This window comes from Rhodococcus sp. PML026 (genome assembly GCF_000963615.1).
Taxonomy (GTDB): Bacteria; Actinomycetota; Actinomycetes; order Mycobacteriales; family Mycobacteriaceae; genus Rhodococcoides; species Rhodococcoides fascians.
In genome coordinates, this window is record NZ_KQ031373.1 from 537907 (window position 1) to 554108 (window position 16202).

Consider the following 16202-nt stretch of genomic DNA (forward strand, 5'->3'; position numbering starts at 1 on the left):
CCACGCACATGACCCGCGTCGATTTCGAAGAAGCGGTGTCCGACGCTCTCGACACCCTGCCGCGAGAACTCACCGACTTCATGAACAACGTGGTCGTCCTCGTCGAGGAAGAACACCCCACCGAGGACATCCTCGGGTTGTACGAGGGAATCGCGTTGACCGAACGCTACGAATACAGCGGACACTTGCCCGACGTCATCACGATCTACCGCAAACCGATCCTCGACATGGTCGACGACGAACACGAGGCCCGACGCGAAATCGCCATCACCGTCGCGCACGAAATCGGCCATCACTTCGGCATCGACGACGAACGCCTGCATCAACTGGGATTCGGCTGATCGCGCTCGCCCCCGATCGCCACCCCCACCCCCGTAATGCCACCCCCGGTTGGGATCAATGTGGGTTTCAGTCGGTCAGACTGCAACAAAGGCGCATTGATCCCAACCTGGGGGGGCGGGCAAAACAGGGTTAAGCCGAGACAGCCTCTCGACGAACCGGCCGCACCGCGCGGTCGGTCAGGAACGCGAATCCCAGTCCCAGAGCCAGCCACAGGGTTGCCTGCGTGGCCAGTGACGAGAGTCGGAATTCCCACAGCAGGGTCGCCGGGAAGTCCGAACCCACTTCGTTCACACCCGGTAGAAGTGCATAACCCACACCGACGATCACGAGGAACGCCACTGTCGGAGCACCGACGCGAACCGCCACCGACGACTGCGACGCCACCGCCTTCGCCACGTAGATCGCGACTCCCACGGCCAGCAGACCGAGAATCACCGACGCCAACCACAGCCAGGTGCGCTGGGTGATCGTCTCCGGGTCCCCGACGGCCGGTGGGTTGGCCGGATACTTGAAGAACGGCACCGCTTCGATTGCCAGCCATCCGGCCCCGGCTCCGAGGAGCGCGAGGATCGAGCCCGGAAGCGAGCTGAACCGTCGGGCATAGTGCAGTACCGAGGCGAAGATCGCGCCGAGTGCGAGTCCGGCGAGTCCGGTGGCGAGGAACAGTCCGACGCGTTGCCCGTCGCGACTGACGAGGGCGTCCTCGTCTCCGTGCGAGTGCGCAGCAGTCGCATCGGAGTCGGCGTGGTGTGCCTCGCCTGCTGCTTCTTCGATGGAGATGGCCGAATCGACGTGCGGCTCACCGATGACGAAGGCAACTCCGCCGGCGAGCAGTCCCGCGACGAGACCGGCGAGCAGACCTCGCACCAGCAGTTGAACGAACGTCCCGGTCAGTGGCATGGCAGGCCCAGCAGGTGGCGGCCGTCGTGCATCAGTTCGTGCATGTACATGCCACTACGCGAGATCGCGCCCTGGTCGAATCCGACGAGGTAGAGCACAACGAATGCGAGCAGTATCGTCGCGGCGACGATGACGGCGAGGGCCGCCGATTCCGTCGTGTTGCTGGGTGCATGAAGTATTGCCATGGGGGTGTCCTCCTGGGATTGTGCGTCCCGTAGTCCCTTCGGAGATGAAGGGACGGCCATGTGATGTACGAGTTTTCTGGCTCTCGAATTCGGACATCTGCCCGACGTCGATCACAGTGGCGCAACCGTTCCGGATTTTCACCGGATTACCTGCGTACATCGCGTCTTACCTGCGCACTGTGGCACCGCGTTCGACTCTCTGTCAATCACTGTCCTCGAGAGAACACAGTCCGATGCCACAATGACGCGGTGACTGCGCCTACGACCCGCCTGACGTTGGTGAGCCACGCAAGGACCGATGCGATGCGCTCGGGCCGCTTTCCTGCCGACGAGCCACTCGACGAGGCGGGTGTGCGCGCACTCGCCGAGGTGACCGACTTTCCGCGTGCCGACCGAGTGGTGTGCGGCCCGGAGCTGCGGTCCCGATCCACTGCCGACATCTTCGGCAGCGACGTCGCCGTCGAACCCGCGTTGGCCGACGTCGCGTACGGCCGGTGGTCCGGTCTCGAGATGACCGATCTGCCCGACGCCGACGCGATGGCCTGGCTCGGCGACCCGGCATTCACACCGCCGGGCGGTGAATCTCTGGAGGCGTTGTTCGCTCGCGTCCGGACGTGGCTCGACGAGGTCGGTTCGACGCCGGGCCGCACGCTGGCCGTGACCGCACCCGCGGTGATCAGGGCCGCGGTCGTGCTGGTGCTGGCGGCACCGGTCAGCTCGTTCTGGCGGGTCGACGTCGCACCGTTGACGCGCACCTCGATCCATCGCCGAGGCTCGCTGTGGACGACGGATTCGGTGGCACAAAAGTCTCTCTGAATTCTTTCCGGCATCGATGGAACCGATCCGGGCACGGCGGCGTCCTACCTACCGACAGCCCAGTTCGTCGATCGCAGGGAGCGTGCTCATGACCGTCATCAAAGTCGATCCGGTGGCTCTGCAGCTCGCTGCCTCGGAACTCGATGCGGTCGCTGCCCGATTGCAGGCCGCCGTCACTGCGACGGCTCTTCCTGTTCGGCCGCTACCGCCGGGCACCGACGAGGTGTCGCTCTTGACCGATCGCTTCTTCGCCACCGCGGCCGATACCTTCGGCCCTGCTGCAACACAAGGCATTTCGGAGCTACACCGGGCCGCCGAGGAACTGCGCAAACAGGCCGCGGACTACCTGGCGACCGACGACGACACCGCCGGAGGCCTGCCGGGGCTCGCCGGCATCTGACGCACTCATCGACCGGCAACGGTTTCGAAAACGACACGGGGGCTCGAACATCATGGGGGCTGGACAATGACGCTCGGTGTGACAGGTGTGGTGTGGCTACCACGAACTGCGACAGGGAATTCGACGCGACTGTTGGGGCCCGGACCGGTGCCTCTACATGTCGCCGGCGGGGCCTGGGGTTCGGTGGCCGCGGCCTTCACCGAGGCCTCGGTGAGCATCGCCGCCATCACGACAGCCCTGACCGCGGGCTGGGAGGGTGAGTCGGCCCTCCTCGCGCAGGCCGCCCTCGCCCGGTTCACCACGTGGACCGGAGCCACCGCACTGAAGGCAGCGGCACTGTCGATCGAAGCCCCCGCCGCGGGAACCTCGTACGGCGTCGCACTGGCCACCATGCCGTCGCTCGTCGAGATCGGTGCCGTGCAAGCTGCCAAGGTGACGGCTGCGTCGACCGGCGGCGCACTGAACGGAAGTTACGAGGCAGCCGAGGTCGCAGATCGATTGCTCGACATCCGCGCAGCCATGGTCATGGAGGGATTCGAGCTGGTCTCCTCGCACCTGATCGCGAAGACGACGTTCGATCATGCACCCGCCATCGTGTCCGAATCCGGCAGTGGTCTCGGCAAATTCGCCAACGGTGCGCTGATGACGTCACCTGTTCAGGCTGCGGTCGGCAGTTTGATGGCCGCGACGCAGAACCCCGGCGTCGCAGCCGCAGCCGGGCAGCTCGGCAGTGCCGCCACCTCGATCGCCGGAACGGGCGTGTCCACGGTGGCCACCGCGGCATCCAACCTGGTCTCGACGCCGCCGCCGAGTGGACCCGGTACCGGCATCGGCCACTCCTTCGCAGCCGGCGGTTCGGCATCTCCCGCCGTCGGGCCGGCATCCACCCGTCCAGTGGCGTACGGCGGACTGGGCGGAAGCAGCGGCAGCATCGGCGGCGGACCGGGAATGCCCGGTTCGGCGTCGAGTCCCCTCGGCGCTGGATCGGCACTCACGGGTGCAGTACAGAGCAGTCCTGCTTCCACGGTCGGCGCACCGACCGCAGCCGAGGGTGGTCTCGCTCAGCGCGGAACCGGAACTGGTGCTGCGCCCGCGTCGGGAACACGGGCGCAGGACGACGACGAACACGACACCCCGGAATACCTCAAACAGTTCGAGCACTTCGCCGACGGCCGCACGGTGGCACCGTCGGTCATCGGAGCAGACCCAGCCCTCGACAACCCAGCCCTCGACAACATCAGTGAGAACGGCCGGTGATCGACTTGGGAACCGTGCCGGTGGGCCACACACTGCCGAGTGCCGCACTCGGTATCGACGAGATGGATTTCCTGGTCGACGAACTCTCGATTGCCGAACTACCCGTCGTGCTCGACGTCTTCCCACGCTTCGACGACGCGAAAGCCCGCGACCGTGCTGTCGACCGCGGCCGTCAGGCCCTCGCGGCGGCAGGACTGTGGGACGGCACCGCGGTCCACGAGGACGTTCGCCACTGGCTGCGGGTCCTGGAACAACCCCGCTGGTACGTCTCGGCGCGACAGTTCGAGGGCGACACCGTTCCCGTGACTCGGATCTGCATCGCATCCGACGACACCATCGCGGTGTCGGCGGTACGGCGAGAGAACGTCATCACTCTGCGCGTCATCGCCGGGGATACGGCTCGCGATCTCGTCTCGTCGCTGGGATCGGCACCGCCGTTCGATCCCGGCAGCGTCAACGCGCCCACCGACCTACTGGCCGAGGCACTGGACGCGGCACCGTCCGACGTGGGCGGCACCGCTTCCCGTCTGCGTAGCATCGGAATCGCCGACGACCGGGCCCTCACTCTGGCCTCGGCGATGGCCACGTGCGCGGGCAGGACCGAGATCACGGCCGTGACCCGCAGGCATGGGACTCGGCGCGGGGCCGGGCGTCCGGTGGCCCTGTTCGACACCCGCGCCGGACGGATCGTCGCCACCTCCACTGTCGCCGCGGACGGTCGTTCGTGGAGCTCGTTGACCGGCGCGTCGGATCACCGGGTGACCGCGGCTCTGACAGAGCTGATCTCGTCGGCCAAGGACCCAGCGACCACCAACCCAGCGACCACGAACCCAGCGATCGGCAATCCAGCGATCAGCTGATCGGGTTGTCTGCCTTGTCGCTGCCCTTGCCCTCGAACGGCGGCAGGAACGTGCCCCACTTGGCGCATGCCCAGCCACCGTCGGGTAGCGGCAACAGCTCGATTGTCTGGGTGTTGTCGAGATGGTTGTCGGCGGCGAAGGTGCCGTCGACACCGGTGAGGGCCGCCGCGACCAGTCGAATTGCGGCTCCGTGGCTCACGACGACGACGTCTCCGGCGGTGTCGTCACCCAGGTACTGTCCACGCAGCTCGTCGAGCACCGGGACGTAGCGCGCCAACACTGCGCGCCCGCTCTCGCCACCCGGCGCGGCCGCATCCAGATCTCCGGTATGCCACCGGTAGAAGATTTCGGTGAACAGTCGGTGCGCCTCGGGATCGTCTCGATCTTCCAGCTCTCCGGCGGACGTCTCCTGGATACCGTCGGTCACGACGAGGGGCACTCCGGTGCCGCGCTCGACGTAGCCCGCAGTCTGCTTGGCGCGCAACGCAATCGACGAGACCAACACGGCGGGGGGATTACCCAGCCGCGTCTGCGCGTACGCCTCGGCTTGCCGGTGCCCGAGCTCGGTGAGTTCGGCTCCCGGCGGCGCTGTGTCCAGCTTCTTCGCGACGTTGGAGACGGTCTGCCCGTGCCGAACGAGAATGAGCTTGCCCATCACAGATCACCCCGACCGGAACGAATTTCGGACAACCACTGCACGTGCTCGTCGATCGGTTGCGGCACCGAACCTCCCGATGTCGTTGCTGTGGGCCATGATCCGAGGAACCGTAGCGGCATCTTCCGGTGGAACGCGGTCAGCGCCTCGGCGACGAGGGGATCGTCCACATGCCCGGCGCAATCGACGAAGAACATGTAGGTGCCCAATTGCGAACGGGTAGGGCGTGATTCGATGAACGTCAGATCGATGTTGCGAATTCCGAACTCCGCCAACGCTGCCGGCAGCGTACCCGGGTCGTTCGGCGGCTTCAGCACCACCGAGGTGCGGTCGGCACCGGTGCGGGCGGGCACCGGCTGCGGCGGAGTCACCAGCACGAAGCGGGTGCGCGCACCCTCGACGTCGATGATGCCGTCGGCCAGCGTCGGCAGAGACAATCGCTCCCCGGCCAACCGTGTCGAGACAGCGGCGTCGACCACGCCGGCGGCAACATCTTCTGCTGCACCGGCATTCGAGGTCGCAGACTGCACGACGGCGTCGGGCATCGTGGCCTGCAACCACTGCCGGACCTGGCTGAGGGCGATGGGGTACGCGCTGATCGTGCGGGCCGAGTCGAGCGTGACACCGGGCCCGCCGACGATGGTGAACGCGACCTCGATCTCGGTCTCGGCGACGATCTGCAATCGCCGTCCTTCGGACAATGCGTCGAGCGTCGGCGGCACGGCCCCCTCGATGGAACTTTCGATGGGAACCACTGCGGCGTCGGCGGCACCGGATCGAACGGCCTCGAGCGCCGCGGGCGGGCTCGCGGCCGACACCCTCTGGACGTCCCCAACCAGGCCGACCCCATCGAATGCGCCGAGCGTTTCGAACTGCGCCAGCGCCATCTCCGTGAACGTTCCCGATGGGCCGAAGTAAGCGATGCGAGGCACGTCTCGAGGTTACGTTGTCGACGTCCCCGAAGCGATCAAACCGACATCGACCAGCCGGGCGCGGGCGGCGACGACGTCGGCGATCTCGACCCCCAGCAGCACCTCCCGCACGGCCTCGGCGGCCTCGGGTACGAGCTTGCGCAGAGCGTCGACATTCGGCGCGGCCAGAGCCGACGCGATGTCGTCTCCGCGCAGCGACGCCACCGTCGCCGCGAGGATCGCGATCACGTCGTCTCCGGTGTCGGCGCGGGCGACCAGACCGACATCGGCATGCGAGACGACGGCGAGCACGTCGGCGATACGCCTCGCCGTGTCGCCGACACCGATGCCGGGGGTTCGATGAGCGGTAACGATGGTCACTGCGGTCTCGGCCACGTCGATCGCGTCGAACACCGGGAAGACGACGAGGGGCGAGGGCAGTCGCAACCCGAGCGCGTCGGCGAGATGCTCGGAGACTGCGTCGACCTCGAATCTGACGGCTTCGTAGTTGCCTGCGCTCGAGGCGCGGAGCTTGTCCGGGTCGATGTCGAGTCGCACGACGATGCGCCCGAGGTTCACGGTGGGCGGCAGCGTCAGCAGTGTCGAGGCCAGCACGACGGGCGGGCCGTACTCGGCGGCGCGTGGAGCGGCCTGCACGGCAGGGGCATCGGCGCAGAACGGCTGCAGCAGTCCGGCGACGAGCGCGTTCGGATCTGGTCGGTGCGGCACACCGAGGGTCAACGGAATCGGCACGTCTTCACGGTAGTCCCAGCTGCCCTTGCGATACCCGCCACATCCGGCTAACTTAGGGGCACATTACTTAGGTATGCCTCACCTACTGGCCATTCAACTGTACCGATCGCATCGGAGGAGCCCATGCTCGGCGCAACCACCACCACCGGACCGACCACCGCCGAACGCGTGCGCAGCGCCTGCATGCGTGCCGAGGGCGCAGCTCTCGTGATCGACGGCAGCGACCCCGTCGTGACGTCCCTGCACCACCTGCGACCCAACGGCGAGATGATTCTTGCCGTCCCCACCGATTCCATCGACGACGCGATCACCTGGCAGTCCTCCCGCGCCGGCGTTCCCGCCGTCGTCGAGCTCACCGATCACGCACCTCTGGCACTGCGCGAACCGGTGCGGTCACTGGTGTGGCTGCGCGGAGAACTGCGTCCGGTGCCGGAATCGCTGATGCGCCCGATGGCCGGCGCGGTGGCCGCCGAGCATCCCCACTCGGCCCTGCTCGACGTCGGCCACACCACCTCCCTGGTACGTCTGATCGTCGGCTCCGCAGTGGTGGCGGACAGCACCGGAGCCGAGCCGGTCGACGTCGACTCGCTGCTGGCAGCCGAGCCCGATCCGTTCTGGGAGATGGAAACGAGCTGGCTCGAGCACCTCGACTCCGATCATCCCGACCTCCTCGCGCAGCTGTCCCGACGCCTCCCACCGTCGCTGCGGCAGGGACGCGTGCGTCCGCTGGGCATCGACCGCTACGGCATTCGTCTGCGTATCGAGGGCGAGTGCGGCGACAACGACGTCCGGTTGGGCTTCGCCGCGCCCGTCGACGACACGATCTCCCTGAGCCGGGCCCTCCGGGTTCTCGCCGGTTGCCCGTTCCTCAACGGCCTGCGCGCCCGGGGCTGACGTCGCCGCCAGGCTCGACAGGGCACACTCGTGCCGTGATCGACTTCAGGAATTGGTTGACGCCACCGCCGCCGGAGAGCACTGCGCCACCGCCCGGTGCGCGCGAACGCACGACCATCAAGGTCGAGATCGCGATCGTGCTGCTGGTGACGTTCGGCCTCAGTGGCATGAGCAGCATTCTCTCGTTGGTCGAGGATGCCCTGCAGACCGCAGCGCTGTCCGACCAGACGGTCGCACTGAACTCCTCGCGATCGAGCTTCAGCGTCATCGACCTGCTGTTCCAGCTGCTGAGCATCCTGCGCCTGTGCGCATGGGGAGCATTGGGGCTGTACCTGCTGTGGCGAGCAGATCTGGCACCGCGTGCGATCGGACTGGCGAAACCGCGCCTGAAGATCGATCTCGGCCACGGCGTCGGGCTGGCTGCACTCATCGGGCTGCCGGGTCTCGCGCTCTACCTGGTCGGCAACGCCCTGGGATTCAATCTGAACGTCGTCCCCAGCGCGCTCGACGACCACTGGTGGCGAGTGCCCGCCCTGATTCTGTATGCGCTGGCCAACTCCGGTGCCGAGGAGATCATCGTCGTCGCCTACCTGATCTCTCGACTCCGCCGACTCGGCCTGAGCGAGAACAAGTCCTTGCTGTGCTCCTCGCTGCTGCGCGGGAGTTATCACTTCTATCAGGGGGTGGGCGGCGGAGTCGGCAACTTCCTGATGGGCCTGGTGTTCGGCCGATACTGGCAGCGCACCGGGAGGCTGTGGCCACTGCTGATCGCGCACGCACTCATCGACATCGTCGCGTTCGTCGGTTACGCCCTGCTGCGCGAACACCTGGCGTGGTTGCCGTGATGGGTACAGTCGATTCGTGAACGACGACGATCGCTACGGACGGCACGGCGCGCCGAATCGGCGTACCCCGCCGCCGAGCCAGCCGCCGCCACCGCGTCGACCACCCGGCCAGCAGCCCCCTCCCCCGCCTCGGCGCGCCGGTGGAGCCCCTGGACAGCCACCGCCGCCACCACGTCAGTACCGACCCGGTCCGCCGCCGGTTCCGAACCCCCGTCGGTACAACCCGGAACCTCCCGCGGAGCGAGGGTCCCCTCGCCGTCCGGGGCCCGCACCCGAGGGCACCGAATTCATCAGGCGCGACGGTCGCCCGGCCGCACCTCGTCACGGTGCCCCGGTGCCACCGCAACAGGCGTGGTCGCAGGCACCCGAACCCGGCCCTGCCGGTTCCGTTCCGCCGAACTCGACGCGCCAGTACTCCCGCGCTGCCGAGGACGAGGCCGGGCGCACCGGGTACGCACCGCGCCAACAGCCGGAACCGTACGTCGACGAGCGCAGGCAGCCACCGGCTTCTCCGCAGCGCGCCTTACGACGACCGGAACCAGCTCGGCCACAACGTGATTCACGTCCCCCCAAGGTTGCGAAGCCGCGCAAGCGTCGGCGCTGGGGCCGTCGCTTCCTGATCGTTCTCCTCGTCCTCGTTCTGGGCATCGGCGGCATCGTCTACTACGTCGACAGTTCGCTCACGCGAGTCGACGCTCTGACCTCGTACCCCGGGAGGATCGGCGACACCCCGGGCACCAATTGGCTTCTCGTCGGATCGGATTCACGAGCAGGTCTGACGCCGGAGCAGGAAGCATCTCTCGCGACCGGCGGCGAGGTGGGCCCCAGCCGGACCGACACCATCATCATGATCCACATCCCCGAGGGCGGCGGGGCGACGACGATGGTCAGCCTGCCCCGCGATTCGTACGTGCCGATTCCCGGCAACGGCGAGGACAAGCTCAACGCGGCGTTCGCATTCGGCGGGCCGTCCCTGCTGGTGCAGACGGTCGAGGGTGCGACGGGAGTACACATCGATCACTACGCCGAGATCGGCTTCGGTGGTTTCGCCGGAATCGTCGACGCCGTCGGTGGAGTCAACGTGTGTGTGCAGAACGCGATCGACGATCCGTTGGCGGGCATCAACATTCCCGCGGGCTGTCAGGATCTCGACGGTTCCGAGGCACTCGGCTTCGTGCGATCCCGCGCGACCGCATTGGCCGACCTCGACCGGATGAACAACCAGCGGGCCTTCATGTCCGCTCTGCTCGACAAGGCAACCAGCGCTTCCACTTTCCTCAATCCTTTGAAACTGTGGCCGTTGGTGTCCGATACCGCGTCGTCGTTGAGTGTCGACGACGGAGACCACATCTGGAACCTGGCCGGGTTGGCCTGGGCGATGCGCGGTGGGCCGGTGACGACGACCGTGCCGGTCGGCGGCTTCCAGGACTCCGATGTCGGCAACGTCCTCGTGTGGGACGACACCAGGGCACCGGCATTCTTCGAAGCCATCGCTCAGGATCGGGAAATTCCGGCAGATCTGCTGACCGGCGGCCCCTGACGGGGGACGTGCGGCCGGTACGTTGTGGATCATGACATTGCCGTCGCATGAGCCCACCACCTCGTTTCACGATCTACTGCGCGCCCAGGTTCGGTACGAGTTCACCGCCTCGCAGCAGTACGTCGCCATCGCGATCTGGTTCGACCGCAACGATCTTCCGCAGTTGGCGCACCGCTTCTACGCCCAGTCGGCCGAAGAGCGTCGGCACGCCATGATGATGATTCGGTTCCTCATCGACAACCGACTCGAGGTGGACGCGTCGGGCATCGACGACGTGGTGACCGCGTTCGATTCGGTCGCCGAACCGGTGGAGTTGGCGTTGGCGCAGGAGGTGGCGGTCACCGATCGGGTCACCGCGCTCGCACAGGCGGCCAGAGCCGAGGGCGATTACATCGGGGAGCAATTCATGCACTGGTTCCTCACCGAACAGGTCGAGGAAGTAGCCGCGATGCAGAGCCTGCTCAACATCGTGCGGCGAGCAGGTTCGGATCTGTTCGACATCGAGCAGTACGTGGCACGCGAGCTCGGCTCGGTGACCCGCGCCACCAATGCACCCAAAGAGGCCGGAAGCGCGTAACTTACGCCCTGCTCAGAGCCGACATTTAGGATTGACTGTATTAGGCTACGTTCGCCTCAATAAGGCTCGACTTGGATGACAATGCCCTCTGACCAGGCATATTGTCCTCACCATGAGCGCAGACATCAAAGAAACGAACCACACCAAGTTCCACGCACTTCTTCGCGACCAGATCCGCAACGAGTTCAACGCCTCGCAGCAGTACATCGCCACCGCCGTCTACTTCGCCAATGTCGACCTGCCGCAGCTGGCCAAGCACTTCTACGCGCAGTCGGTCGAAGAGCGTAACCACGCGATGATGATCGTCCAGTACTTCCTCGATCGCGACATCACCGTCGAACTGACCGGTGTCGACGCGTCGAAGTCCGTGTTCACGGACCCGCGTGAGGCCATCGCCCTCGCACTGGCACAGGAAGAGACGGTCACCGAGCAGATCATCGCTCTGGCGAGCACCGCCCGCGAAGAGGGCGACTACCTCGGCGAGCAGTTCATGCAGTGGTTCCTCAAGGAGCAGGTCGAGGAAGTTGCCAGCATGAAGACCTTGCTCAACATCGCAGACCGCGCCGGCCACAACCTGTTCGACCTCGAGCAGTTCGTTGCCCGCGAGATGAACACCAGCGTCGTCGCCGATGCAGGCGCACCCACCGTCGCCGGCGGATCGCTGTAATTTCGCTCCACGCGACACGCATCGACGAGTAACGCGAGAGATCTCGCGCTCATACGGGTGGTCGTCGGACAAGCAGCCCCTTGTCCGACGGCCACCCGACGTGCGTTTCGGTGCACCAACTTTCGGGCCGCCGCACCTCTCAGTTGGGCTCGACTGCTCAGCGCAGGGTGACCTGACGGCCACGAAGGCCGTCCCGCGAGCGCAGCTGCGCTCCCGTGAGCGGGGCGTCGACGGCAAGAGCCTCGTTCAGCTTCTCCCCGAATTCCTTTGTCGGAGCAGCCCATTCGGTGGGATGCATCTCCGGATCGAGATCGAACACCGGCACCAGCAACCCGTGCGTACGGAACGAGCCTGCATACCGCGAGCCCTCACCGAGATTCAGGTCTCCGGCAGCGTGCAACCGCGCGAGGGCGAGCATGACGTCGTCCTCGCTCTCCGGGCGAACCCACCGGATGTGCGCCTTGTCGCCGGCATCGACCCACCATGCTGCAACGACACCGTCCGCCTCGATCCGCGCCGAGGGCATGATCGCCTGATTCGCGCGCTCCACGGTTGCGGCCACATCGGCTGCGGGAGTGGCACTTTCCGGGATCCACCAATTGAAATCCTGATGCACGGTGATCTCGAGGAGTGCGGACGGGTCGAGGACATCGGTCAATGCGGGGGTGTTCTCGTCCACCGTCGAGGCTTCGAGCGACTCACCTGCTGGGGCGGCGGCGACCCAGCCCAACGCGCTACTGATATCTGCTGCAACGTCTTTCGACTGCGTCTGAACCTGCAGGCCGACGAATCCTTCTACAGTGCCCGCCTCTTCGCGTACCAGAGCGGCGACGGCTCCCGGCAATACCGTTGCCAGAGTGACGGTGCGGCCGCCGGAGGTGATCGGCGCGGTGGCGGTGGCCGACGGCACGAATTCGCGCAGCGCTACCAGGTCGCATTCTGCGGCCAGGCCCTCGAACGGCCGCGTCGTCCCCGACTCGAGGCTGGCGCGCTCGGCCTCACGCTGTGCGAGCTTGGCCGCCCGGTTGCTGTCCTGCTTCGGTCCGCTGTTTCTTTTGCTCTTACCCACGCCAGAAAACCTACACGTTCTTCGATTCCAGCCAGGCGCGCGTTCGTCCGGGATGGTTGGTCGCGATCCACCCGACACCGAGTTCGCGGCACAGGTCCACGTCCTCCTTCTCGTCGACCGTCCACACGTAACTGGCACGGCCCGACGCGGCTGCTCGATCGACGAGCGTCGGGTGCTCACGCAACGCCCGGATCGACGGACCGACCGCGGTGGCACCGACGGTCGTCGCTGCTCCGCCGCCCAGATAATGCGAGCTGTCGCCGAGGAGGACCGTCGGAAGCATCGGTGCCGAGCGGCGCACTCGCCACACGGCCGAGGGCGCGAAAGACATGATGACCGCCCGCGAATGATCCGCCGAGGCAGGCGCGCCGATGCCGAAGTGGTGCAGCTCGGCCAGCACCGAGGCCTCGATCAGCGAGCCGTAGCGCACCGGATGCTTGGTTTCGATGAAGAGCTTGACCGGCTTGCTGGTCCAATCCAGAATCAGCGCGATCAGGTCGTGCAGCGTCAGAAGTTCGGCGGGTTCGTCAGCATCGCCGTAGTTCAACCGGGCGAGCTCGTCGAAGGTCATCTCGCTGACGATTCCGGTGCCGTTCGAGGTTCGGTCGACGCGGCGGTCGTGCACACACACGATGCGGCCGTCCTTCGTGAGCCGGACGTCGCATTCGACGCCGTCCGCTCCCTCCCGCAACGCGAGATCGTAGGCGGCGAGCGTGTGTTCCTTCTTCGCCGCAGATGCTCCTCGGTGCGCGACGACCAAAGGGCCGCGTCGGTCCGGGCTCACGAGACCGTCACCGCCCGGTCGTCCTTCTCGGCCCCGGAGTCCGCATGAGCTGCGTCGGCCGGCTCGGTCTGCTCGGTCTCGGTCTGCTCGGTCTCGGTCTGCTCGGTCTCGGTCTGCTCGGTCTCGGACTCCGTGGTCTTTCGCTCGATGCTGGGTGCGATGACCCAGCGGGTGGGACGAGACAGCGCCGAACCGCGCAGGGTGCGGCCCTCGAGTCGGCGCATGACGGCCAGAGTCAGCACCGCGGAAACTGCGGCCACGAGCGCCACGACGGCGGCGAGCAGAACGCCGTCGGCGCGGGCTTGCAGTGTGTTGCGCAGACTCCACAGCACCTGCACGACGACCAGCGCGTTGCTCGTCACCCAGACGGCCCACCAGATCCGGATCAAGGTGAGCTCGCGGTACACGTCGCCGTCGGCTTCGGCTCGGAGGCGCACGATCTCCGTCAGGTACACCCCGGGCATGACGATCCGAACCAGAGGCAGCATCGAGAGCAGCAGCATCCATCGCACCGACCGCGGCTCGGTCGCCCCGACCGATGCGTAGGCCAGCCGGCGTTGCCGAATCAGCCAGCAGGACGTCGTGATCAGCGCGAGCAGACCGACGATGAGCGCGCCGACCTGTGCGAAATAGACCAGCGCATCGGAAATTGCCAGTGTGATCGGCGACAGCAGTCGGGTGCGGTTGTACAGCAGAATTCCGTAGCGAAACAGCTCGGCGAACGCCGCCAGCCCGAGCAGCAGCGCCGTGATCCAGACGAACGTCTGCGCGTTGGCTGCGTACTGCTCGACGCGGCCGGCGGGCGTGTGTGCTGAGGGGTCGCGTGGGGTGTCGCGCAGCCCCCACGTGGGCGTCGAGTCGTACCGCGGAGTGGGGGTCGGTGCCGCGACCCGGGCGGGACCGACGGCTTTGCCCTTCGACGACGCAGGCCGCGCAACCCACCGAAAATTGCGGCGGCCCTGTGCCGGTGCCCGAGCGGACACCGGCGAGAGCAGCACGCCGTGGCAGCGGGGGCACCACGTACCCGGCCGTGCGCCGACCGCCCAGCGAGTGCTGCAGCGGGCGCAGACCTGGAACGCCTGTGCGCGCCCCTGCGGTGCCGACATCTAGATGATTCTCGCTTCGTCCGAATCGTCGTCGCGCTGGATCGGCCTACCGGCGGCGTGCCAGTCGAGCATCCCGCCCTCGACGTTGATGGCCTCGTAGCCCACGCGATTGAGGTATTCGACGACCCGAGCCGAGCGCCCGCCGGCTTTGCAGACGACGTAGATCTCGGATTGGTTGTCGATTTCGCCTGCTCTGGACGGAATGTCGCCCATCGGGATGTGCACGGCACCGGGTGCGTGTCCGGCCTGCCACTCGTCGTCTTCTCGGACGTCGAGCAGCACTGCCGCTTCCGGGAACGGCACCGGAAGGCGGTCTACGGTGACGGCGGGCGACTGCTCGGGGTGAGACACCTCTCGATCTTGTCACGGGTGCGATCGCGACTGCCACTCGTGCCCGCCTGACGATGGACGGCCCCAGCTATGACCTACGTCACTTTGGCTCACGAAAGTTATCCACAGTATCCACAGGTTGATGCACAGAATCGGGGCCCGTGCCGGTTTCTATCCACAGGTCACGGCCTCACAACTGATTGCCGGTGTATCGAGTACCAACGAAGGCTGTGGATCGATCGTGATTTGACACAGCTGTTGTCTGCGGTCGTTTATCCAAGCTGATTACCCTGGCAAACATGACTTCTCACTCCTCGGTCGAGCTACGCGTCTTCACCGAACCGCAACAGGGCGCCACCTACGACGACCTCCTCCGGGTCGCCACAGCCGCGGAGGAATTCGGCTACGGTGCCTTCTTCCGATCCGACCATTACCTCGCAATGAGCGGCGACGGGTTGCCCGGCCCCACCGACGCGTGGATCACCCTGGCCGGCCTGGCTCGTGAGACGTCGACCATCCGGCTCGGCACGCTCGTCACCTCCGCCACATTCCGCTACCCCGGCCCCCTCGCCATCAGCGTCGCGCAGGTCGACGCCATGAGCGGTGGCCGCGTCGACCTGGGGTTGGGTGCCGGCTGGTTCGAGGACGAGCACAAGGCGTACGGCCTGCCGTTCCCGGTGCTCGGTGAGCGCTTCGACCGACTGGAAGAGTCCCTCGCCGTCATCACCGGGTTGTGGGAAACACCGACCGGCGAGACGTTCTCGCACCCGGGAACCCACTACCCTGTCACCGATTCCCCCGCCCTCCCCAAGCCCGTCCAATCGCCGCGTCCACCCATCCTCATCGGCGGCGGAGGCAAGAAGCGCACCCCGGCCCTGGCCGCGAAATACGCGGACGAATTCAACATCCCCTTCGCCTCGCTGGCCGACACCGAAACGCAGTTCGGACGCGTCCGCGCCGCCTGCACTGCCGCCGACCGTGACCCCGATTCCCTCGTCTACTCCAACGCACTCGTCCTGTGCTGTGGTCGCACCGAGGAGGACATCGCCCGACGCGCCGCCGCCATCGGCCGCGACGTCTCCGAACTCCGCGAGAACGGGGCCGCGGGAAGTCCCGCCGAACTGGTCGACAAAATCGGCCGCTTCGGGGCCATCGGCGCGACTCGCGTGTACCTGCAGACCCTCGACCTCACCGATCTCGATCACCTCGAACTGGTCGCCTCCGAGGTCATCCCGCAGCTCTGATCTCCCCCGCCTCCCATCCGCCCTTGTCCACTCAACGTGACATTGACCCCCGAAAAGGCCACCACAT

The 16202-nt window shown here is 66.6% G+C and carries 20 protein-coding genes; 11 read left to right on the forward strand and 9 right to left on the reverse strand.

Annotation, left to right across the window (positions count from 1 at the left end):
* Nucleotides 1–8: 8 nt before the first annotated feature.
* On the forward strand, nt 9–341 hold the full coding sequence (locus VF34_RS13115; RefSeq protein ID WP_027494838.1) for a metallopeptidase family protein: 333 nt from the start codon (nt 9–11) through the stop codon (nt 339–341).
* A gap of 130 nt (nt 342–471) precedes the next feature.
* On the opposite strand, the gene VF34_RS13120 is transcribed toward VF34_RS13115, so the two are convergent.
* Together VF34_RS13120 and VF34_RS13125 are read right to left on the reverse strand one after the other, a co-directional pair.
* Entirely contained in the window at nt 472–1242 is a 771-nt protein-coding gene (locus VF34_RS13120; RefSeq protein WP_032366733.1) for a CbtA family protein, read from the reverse strand.
* Nucleotides 1233–1427: a CbtB domain-containing protein gene (locus VF34_RS13125; protein ID WP_027494840.1), complete on the reverse strand. Its 195-nt coding sequence runs from the start codon at nt 1425–1427 to the stop codon at nt 1233–1235. Before VF34_RS13125 ends, VF34_RS13120 begins: the two co-directional genes overlap by 10 nt.
* 249 nt (nt 1428–1676) lie before the next feature.
* Here VF34_RS13125 and VF34_RS13130 point away from each other — a divergent pair, with 249 nt between their 5' ends.
* The 4 genes from VF34_RS13130 (at nt 1677) to VF34_RS13145 (ending at nt 4760) form a co-directional block, all read left to right on the forward strand.
* Complete coding sequence (locus VF34_RS13130; RefSeq protein ID WP_032366732.1) at nt 1677–2243, forward strand: histidine phosphatase family protein; 567 nt, start codon at nt 1677–1679, stop codon at nt 2241–2243.
* An 88-nt stretch (nt 2244–2331) separates the two neighbouring features.
* Nucleotides 2332–2643, forward strand: coding sequence for a PE family protein (locus tag VF34_RS13135; protein WP_032374192.1), 312 nt, complete (start codon nt 2332–2334; stop codon nt 2641–2643).
* 66 nt (nt 2644–2709) lie between these two features.
* Nucleotides 2710–3900: a PPE domain-containing protein gene (locus tag VF34_RS13140; RefSeq protein WP_045841513.1), complete on the forward strand. Its 1191-nt coding sequence runs from the start codon at nt 2710–2712 to the stop codon at nt 3898–3900.
* A complete protein-coding gene (locus VF34_RS13145) occupies nt 3897–4760 on the forward strand; it encodes an ESX secretion-associated protein EspG (RefSeq protein ID WP_052063017.1) in 864 nt (287 codons plus the stop codon). The genes VF34_RS13140 and VF34_RS13145 overlap by 4 nt, the downstream gene beginning before the upstream one ends.
* Here the strand turns inward: VF34_RS13145 and VF34_RS13150 are convergent.
* From VF34_RS13150 to VF34_RS13160, 3 genes are read right to left on the reverse strand one after another with little or no spacing between them, the layout of a single operon-like run.
* The gene (locus VF34_RS13150) at nt 4753–5418 is read right to left on the reverse strand and encodes a histidine phosphatase family protein (RefSeq protein WP_032374193.1); all 666 of its coding nucleotides are present in this window, start codon (nt 5416–5418) and stop codon (nt 4753–4755) included. The two genes, VF34_RS13145 and VF34_RS13150, sit on opposite strands and share 8 nt — an antisense overlap.
* Nucleotides 5415–6347, reverse strand: a complete 933-nt coding sequence (gene pheA, locus VF34_RS13155) for a prephenate dehydratase (protein WP_032374194.1) — start codon at nt 6345–6347, stop codon at nt 5415–5417. Before pheA ends, VF34_RS13150 begins: the two co-directional genes overlap by 4 nt.
* Before the next feature lie 9 nt (nt 6348–6356).
* Nucleotides 6357–7079: a hypothetical protein gene (locus tag VF34_RS13160; RefSeq protein ID WP_045841514.1), complete on the reverse strand. Its 723-nt coding sequence runs from the start codon at nt 7077–7079 to the stop codon at nt 6357–6359.
* Between the two features lie 123 nt (nt 7080–7202).
* On the opposite strand from VF34_RS13160, the gene VF34_RS13165 reads away from it, so the two are divergent.
* From VF34_RS13165 to VF34_RS13185, 5 genes are all read left to right on the forward strand, one after another.
* Nucleotides 7203–7973, forward strand: coding sequence for a DUF2470 domain-containing protein (locus VF34_RS13165; protein ID WP_032374196.1), 771 nt, complete (start codon nt 7203–7205; stop codon nt 7971–7973).
* Nucleotides 7974–8008: 35 nt separating this feature from the next.
* Nucleotides 8009–8818, forward strand: a complete 810-nt coding sequence (locus tag VF34_RS13170; protein WP_032374197.1) for a CPBP family intramembrane glutamic endopeptidase — start codon at nt 8009–8011, stop codon at nt 8816–8818.
* Between the two features lie 334 nt (nt 8819–9152).
* Nucleotides 9153–10358, forward strand: coding sequence for an LCP family protein (locus VF34_RS13175; RefSeq protein WP_230595293.1), 1206 nt, complete (start codon nt 9153–9155; stop codon nt 10356–10358).
* Nucleotides 10359–10389: 31 nt separating this feature from the next.
* Nucleotides 10390–10935 (forward strand): ferritin, encoded by a 546-nt coding sequence (locus tag VF34_RS13180; protein ID WP_032371710.1) that lies wholly within the window; start codon nt 10390–10392, stop codon nt 10933–10935.
* 112 nt (nt 10936–11047) lie between these two features.
* Complete coding sequence (locus VF34_RS13185) at nt 11048–11602, forward strand: ferritin (RefSeq protein ID WP_027494851.1); 555 nt, start codon at nt 11048–11050, stop codon at nt 11600–11602.
* A gap of 157 nt (nt 11603–11759) precedes the next feature.
* Here the strand turns inward: VF34_RS13185 and VF34_RS13190 are convergent, their stop codons facing one another.
* From VF34_RS13190 to VF34_RS13205, 4 genes are read right to left on the reverse strand one after another with little or no spacing between them, the layout of a single operon-like run.
* Nucleotides 11760–12671: a DUF5926 family protein gene (locus tag VF34_RS13190; protein ID WP_032374198.1), complete on the reverse strand. Its 912-nt coding sequence runs from the start codon at nt 12669–12671 to the stop codon at nt 11760–11762.
* A gap of 10 nt (nt 12672–12681) precedes the next feature.
* Nucleotides 12682–13455 carry a glycerophosphodiester phosphodiesterase gene (locus tag VF34_RS13195; RefSeq protein ID WP_027494853.1) on the reverse strand — a complete coding sequence of 258 codons (774 nt, stop codon included), beginning with the start codon at nt 13453–13455 and terminating at the stop codon, nt 12682–12684.
* Nucleotides 13452–14561: a DUF4328 domain-containing protein gene (locus tag VF34_RS13200; protein WP_052063018.1), complete on the reverse strand. Its 1110-nt coding sequence runs from the start codon at nt 14559–14561 to the stop codon at nt 13452–13454. Before VF34_RS13200 ends, VF34_RS13195 begins: the two co-directional genes overlap by 4 nt.
* The gene (locus VF34_RS13205) at nt 14562–14912 is read right to left on the reverse strand and encodes a rhodanese-like domain-containing protein (protein ID WP_027494854.1); all 351 of its coding nucleotides are present in this window, start codon (nt 14910–14912) and stop codon (nt 14562–14564) included.
* Nucleotides 14913–15190: 278 nt separating this feature from the next.
* On the opposite strand from VF34_RS13205, the gene VF34_RS13210 reads away from it, so the two are divergent.
* Nucleotides 15191–16135 (forward strand): LLM class F420-dependent oxidoreductase, encoded by a 945-nt coding sequence (locus VF34_RS13210; RefSeq protein WP_032374199.1) that lies wholly within the window; start codon nt 15191–15193, stop codon nt 16133–16135.
* Nucleotides 16136–16202 lie beyond the last annotated feature (67 nt).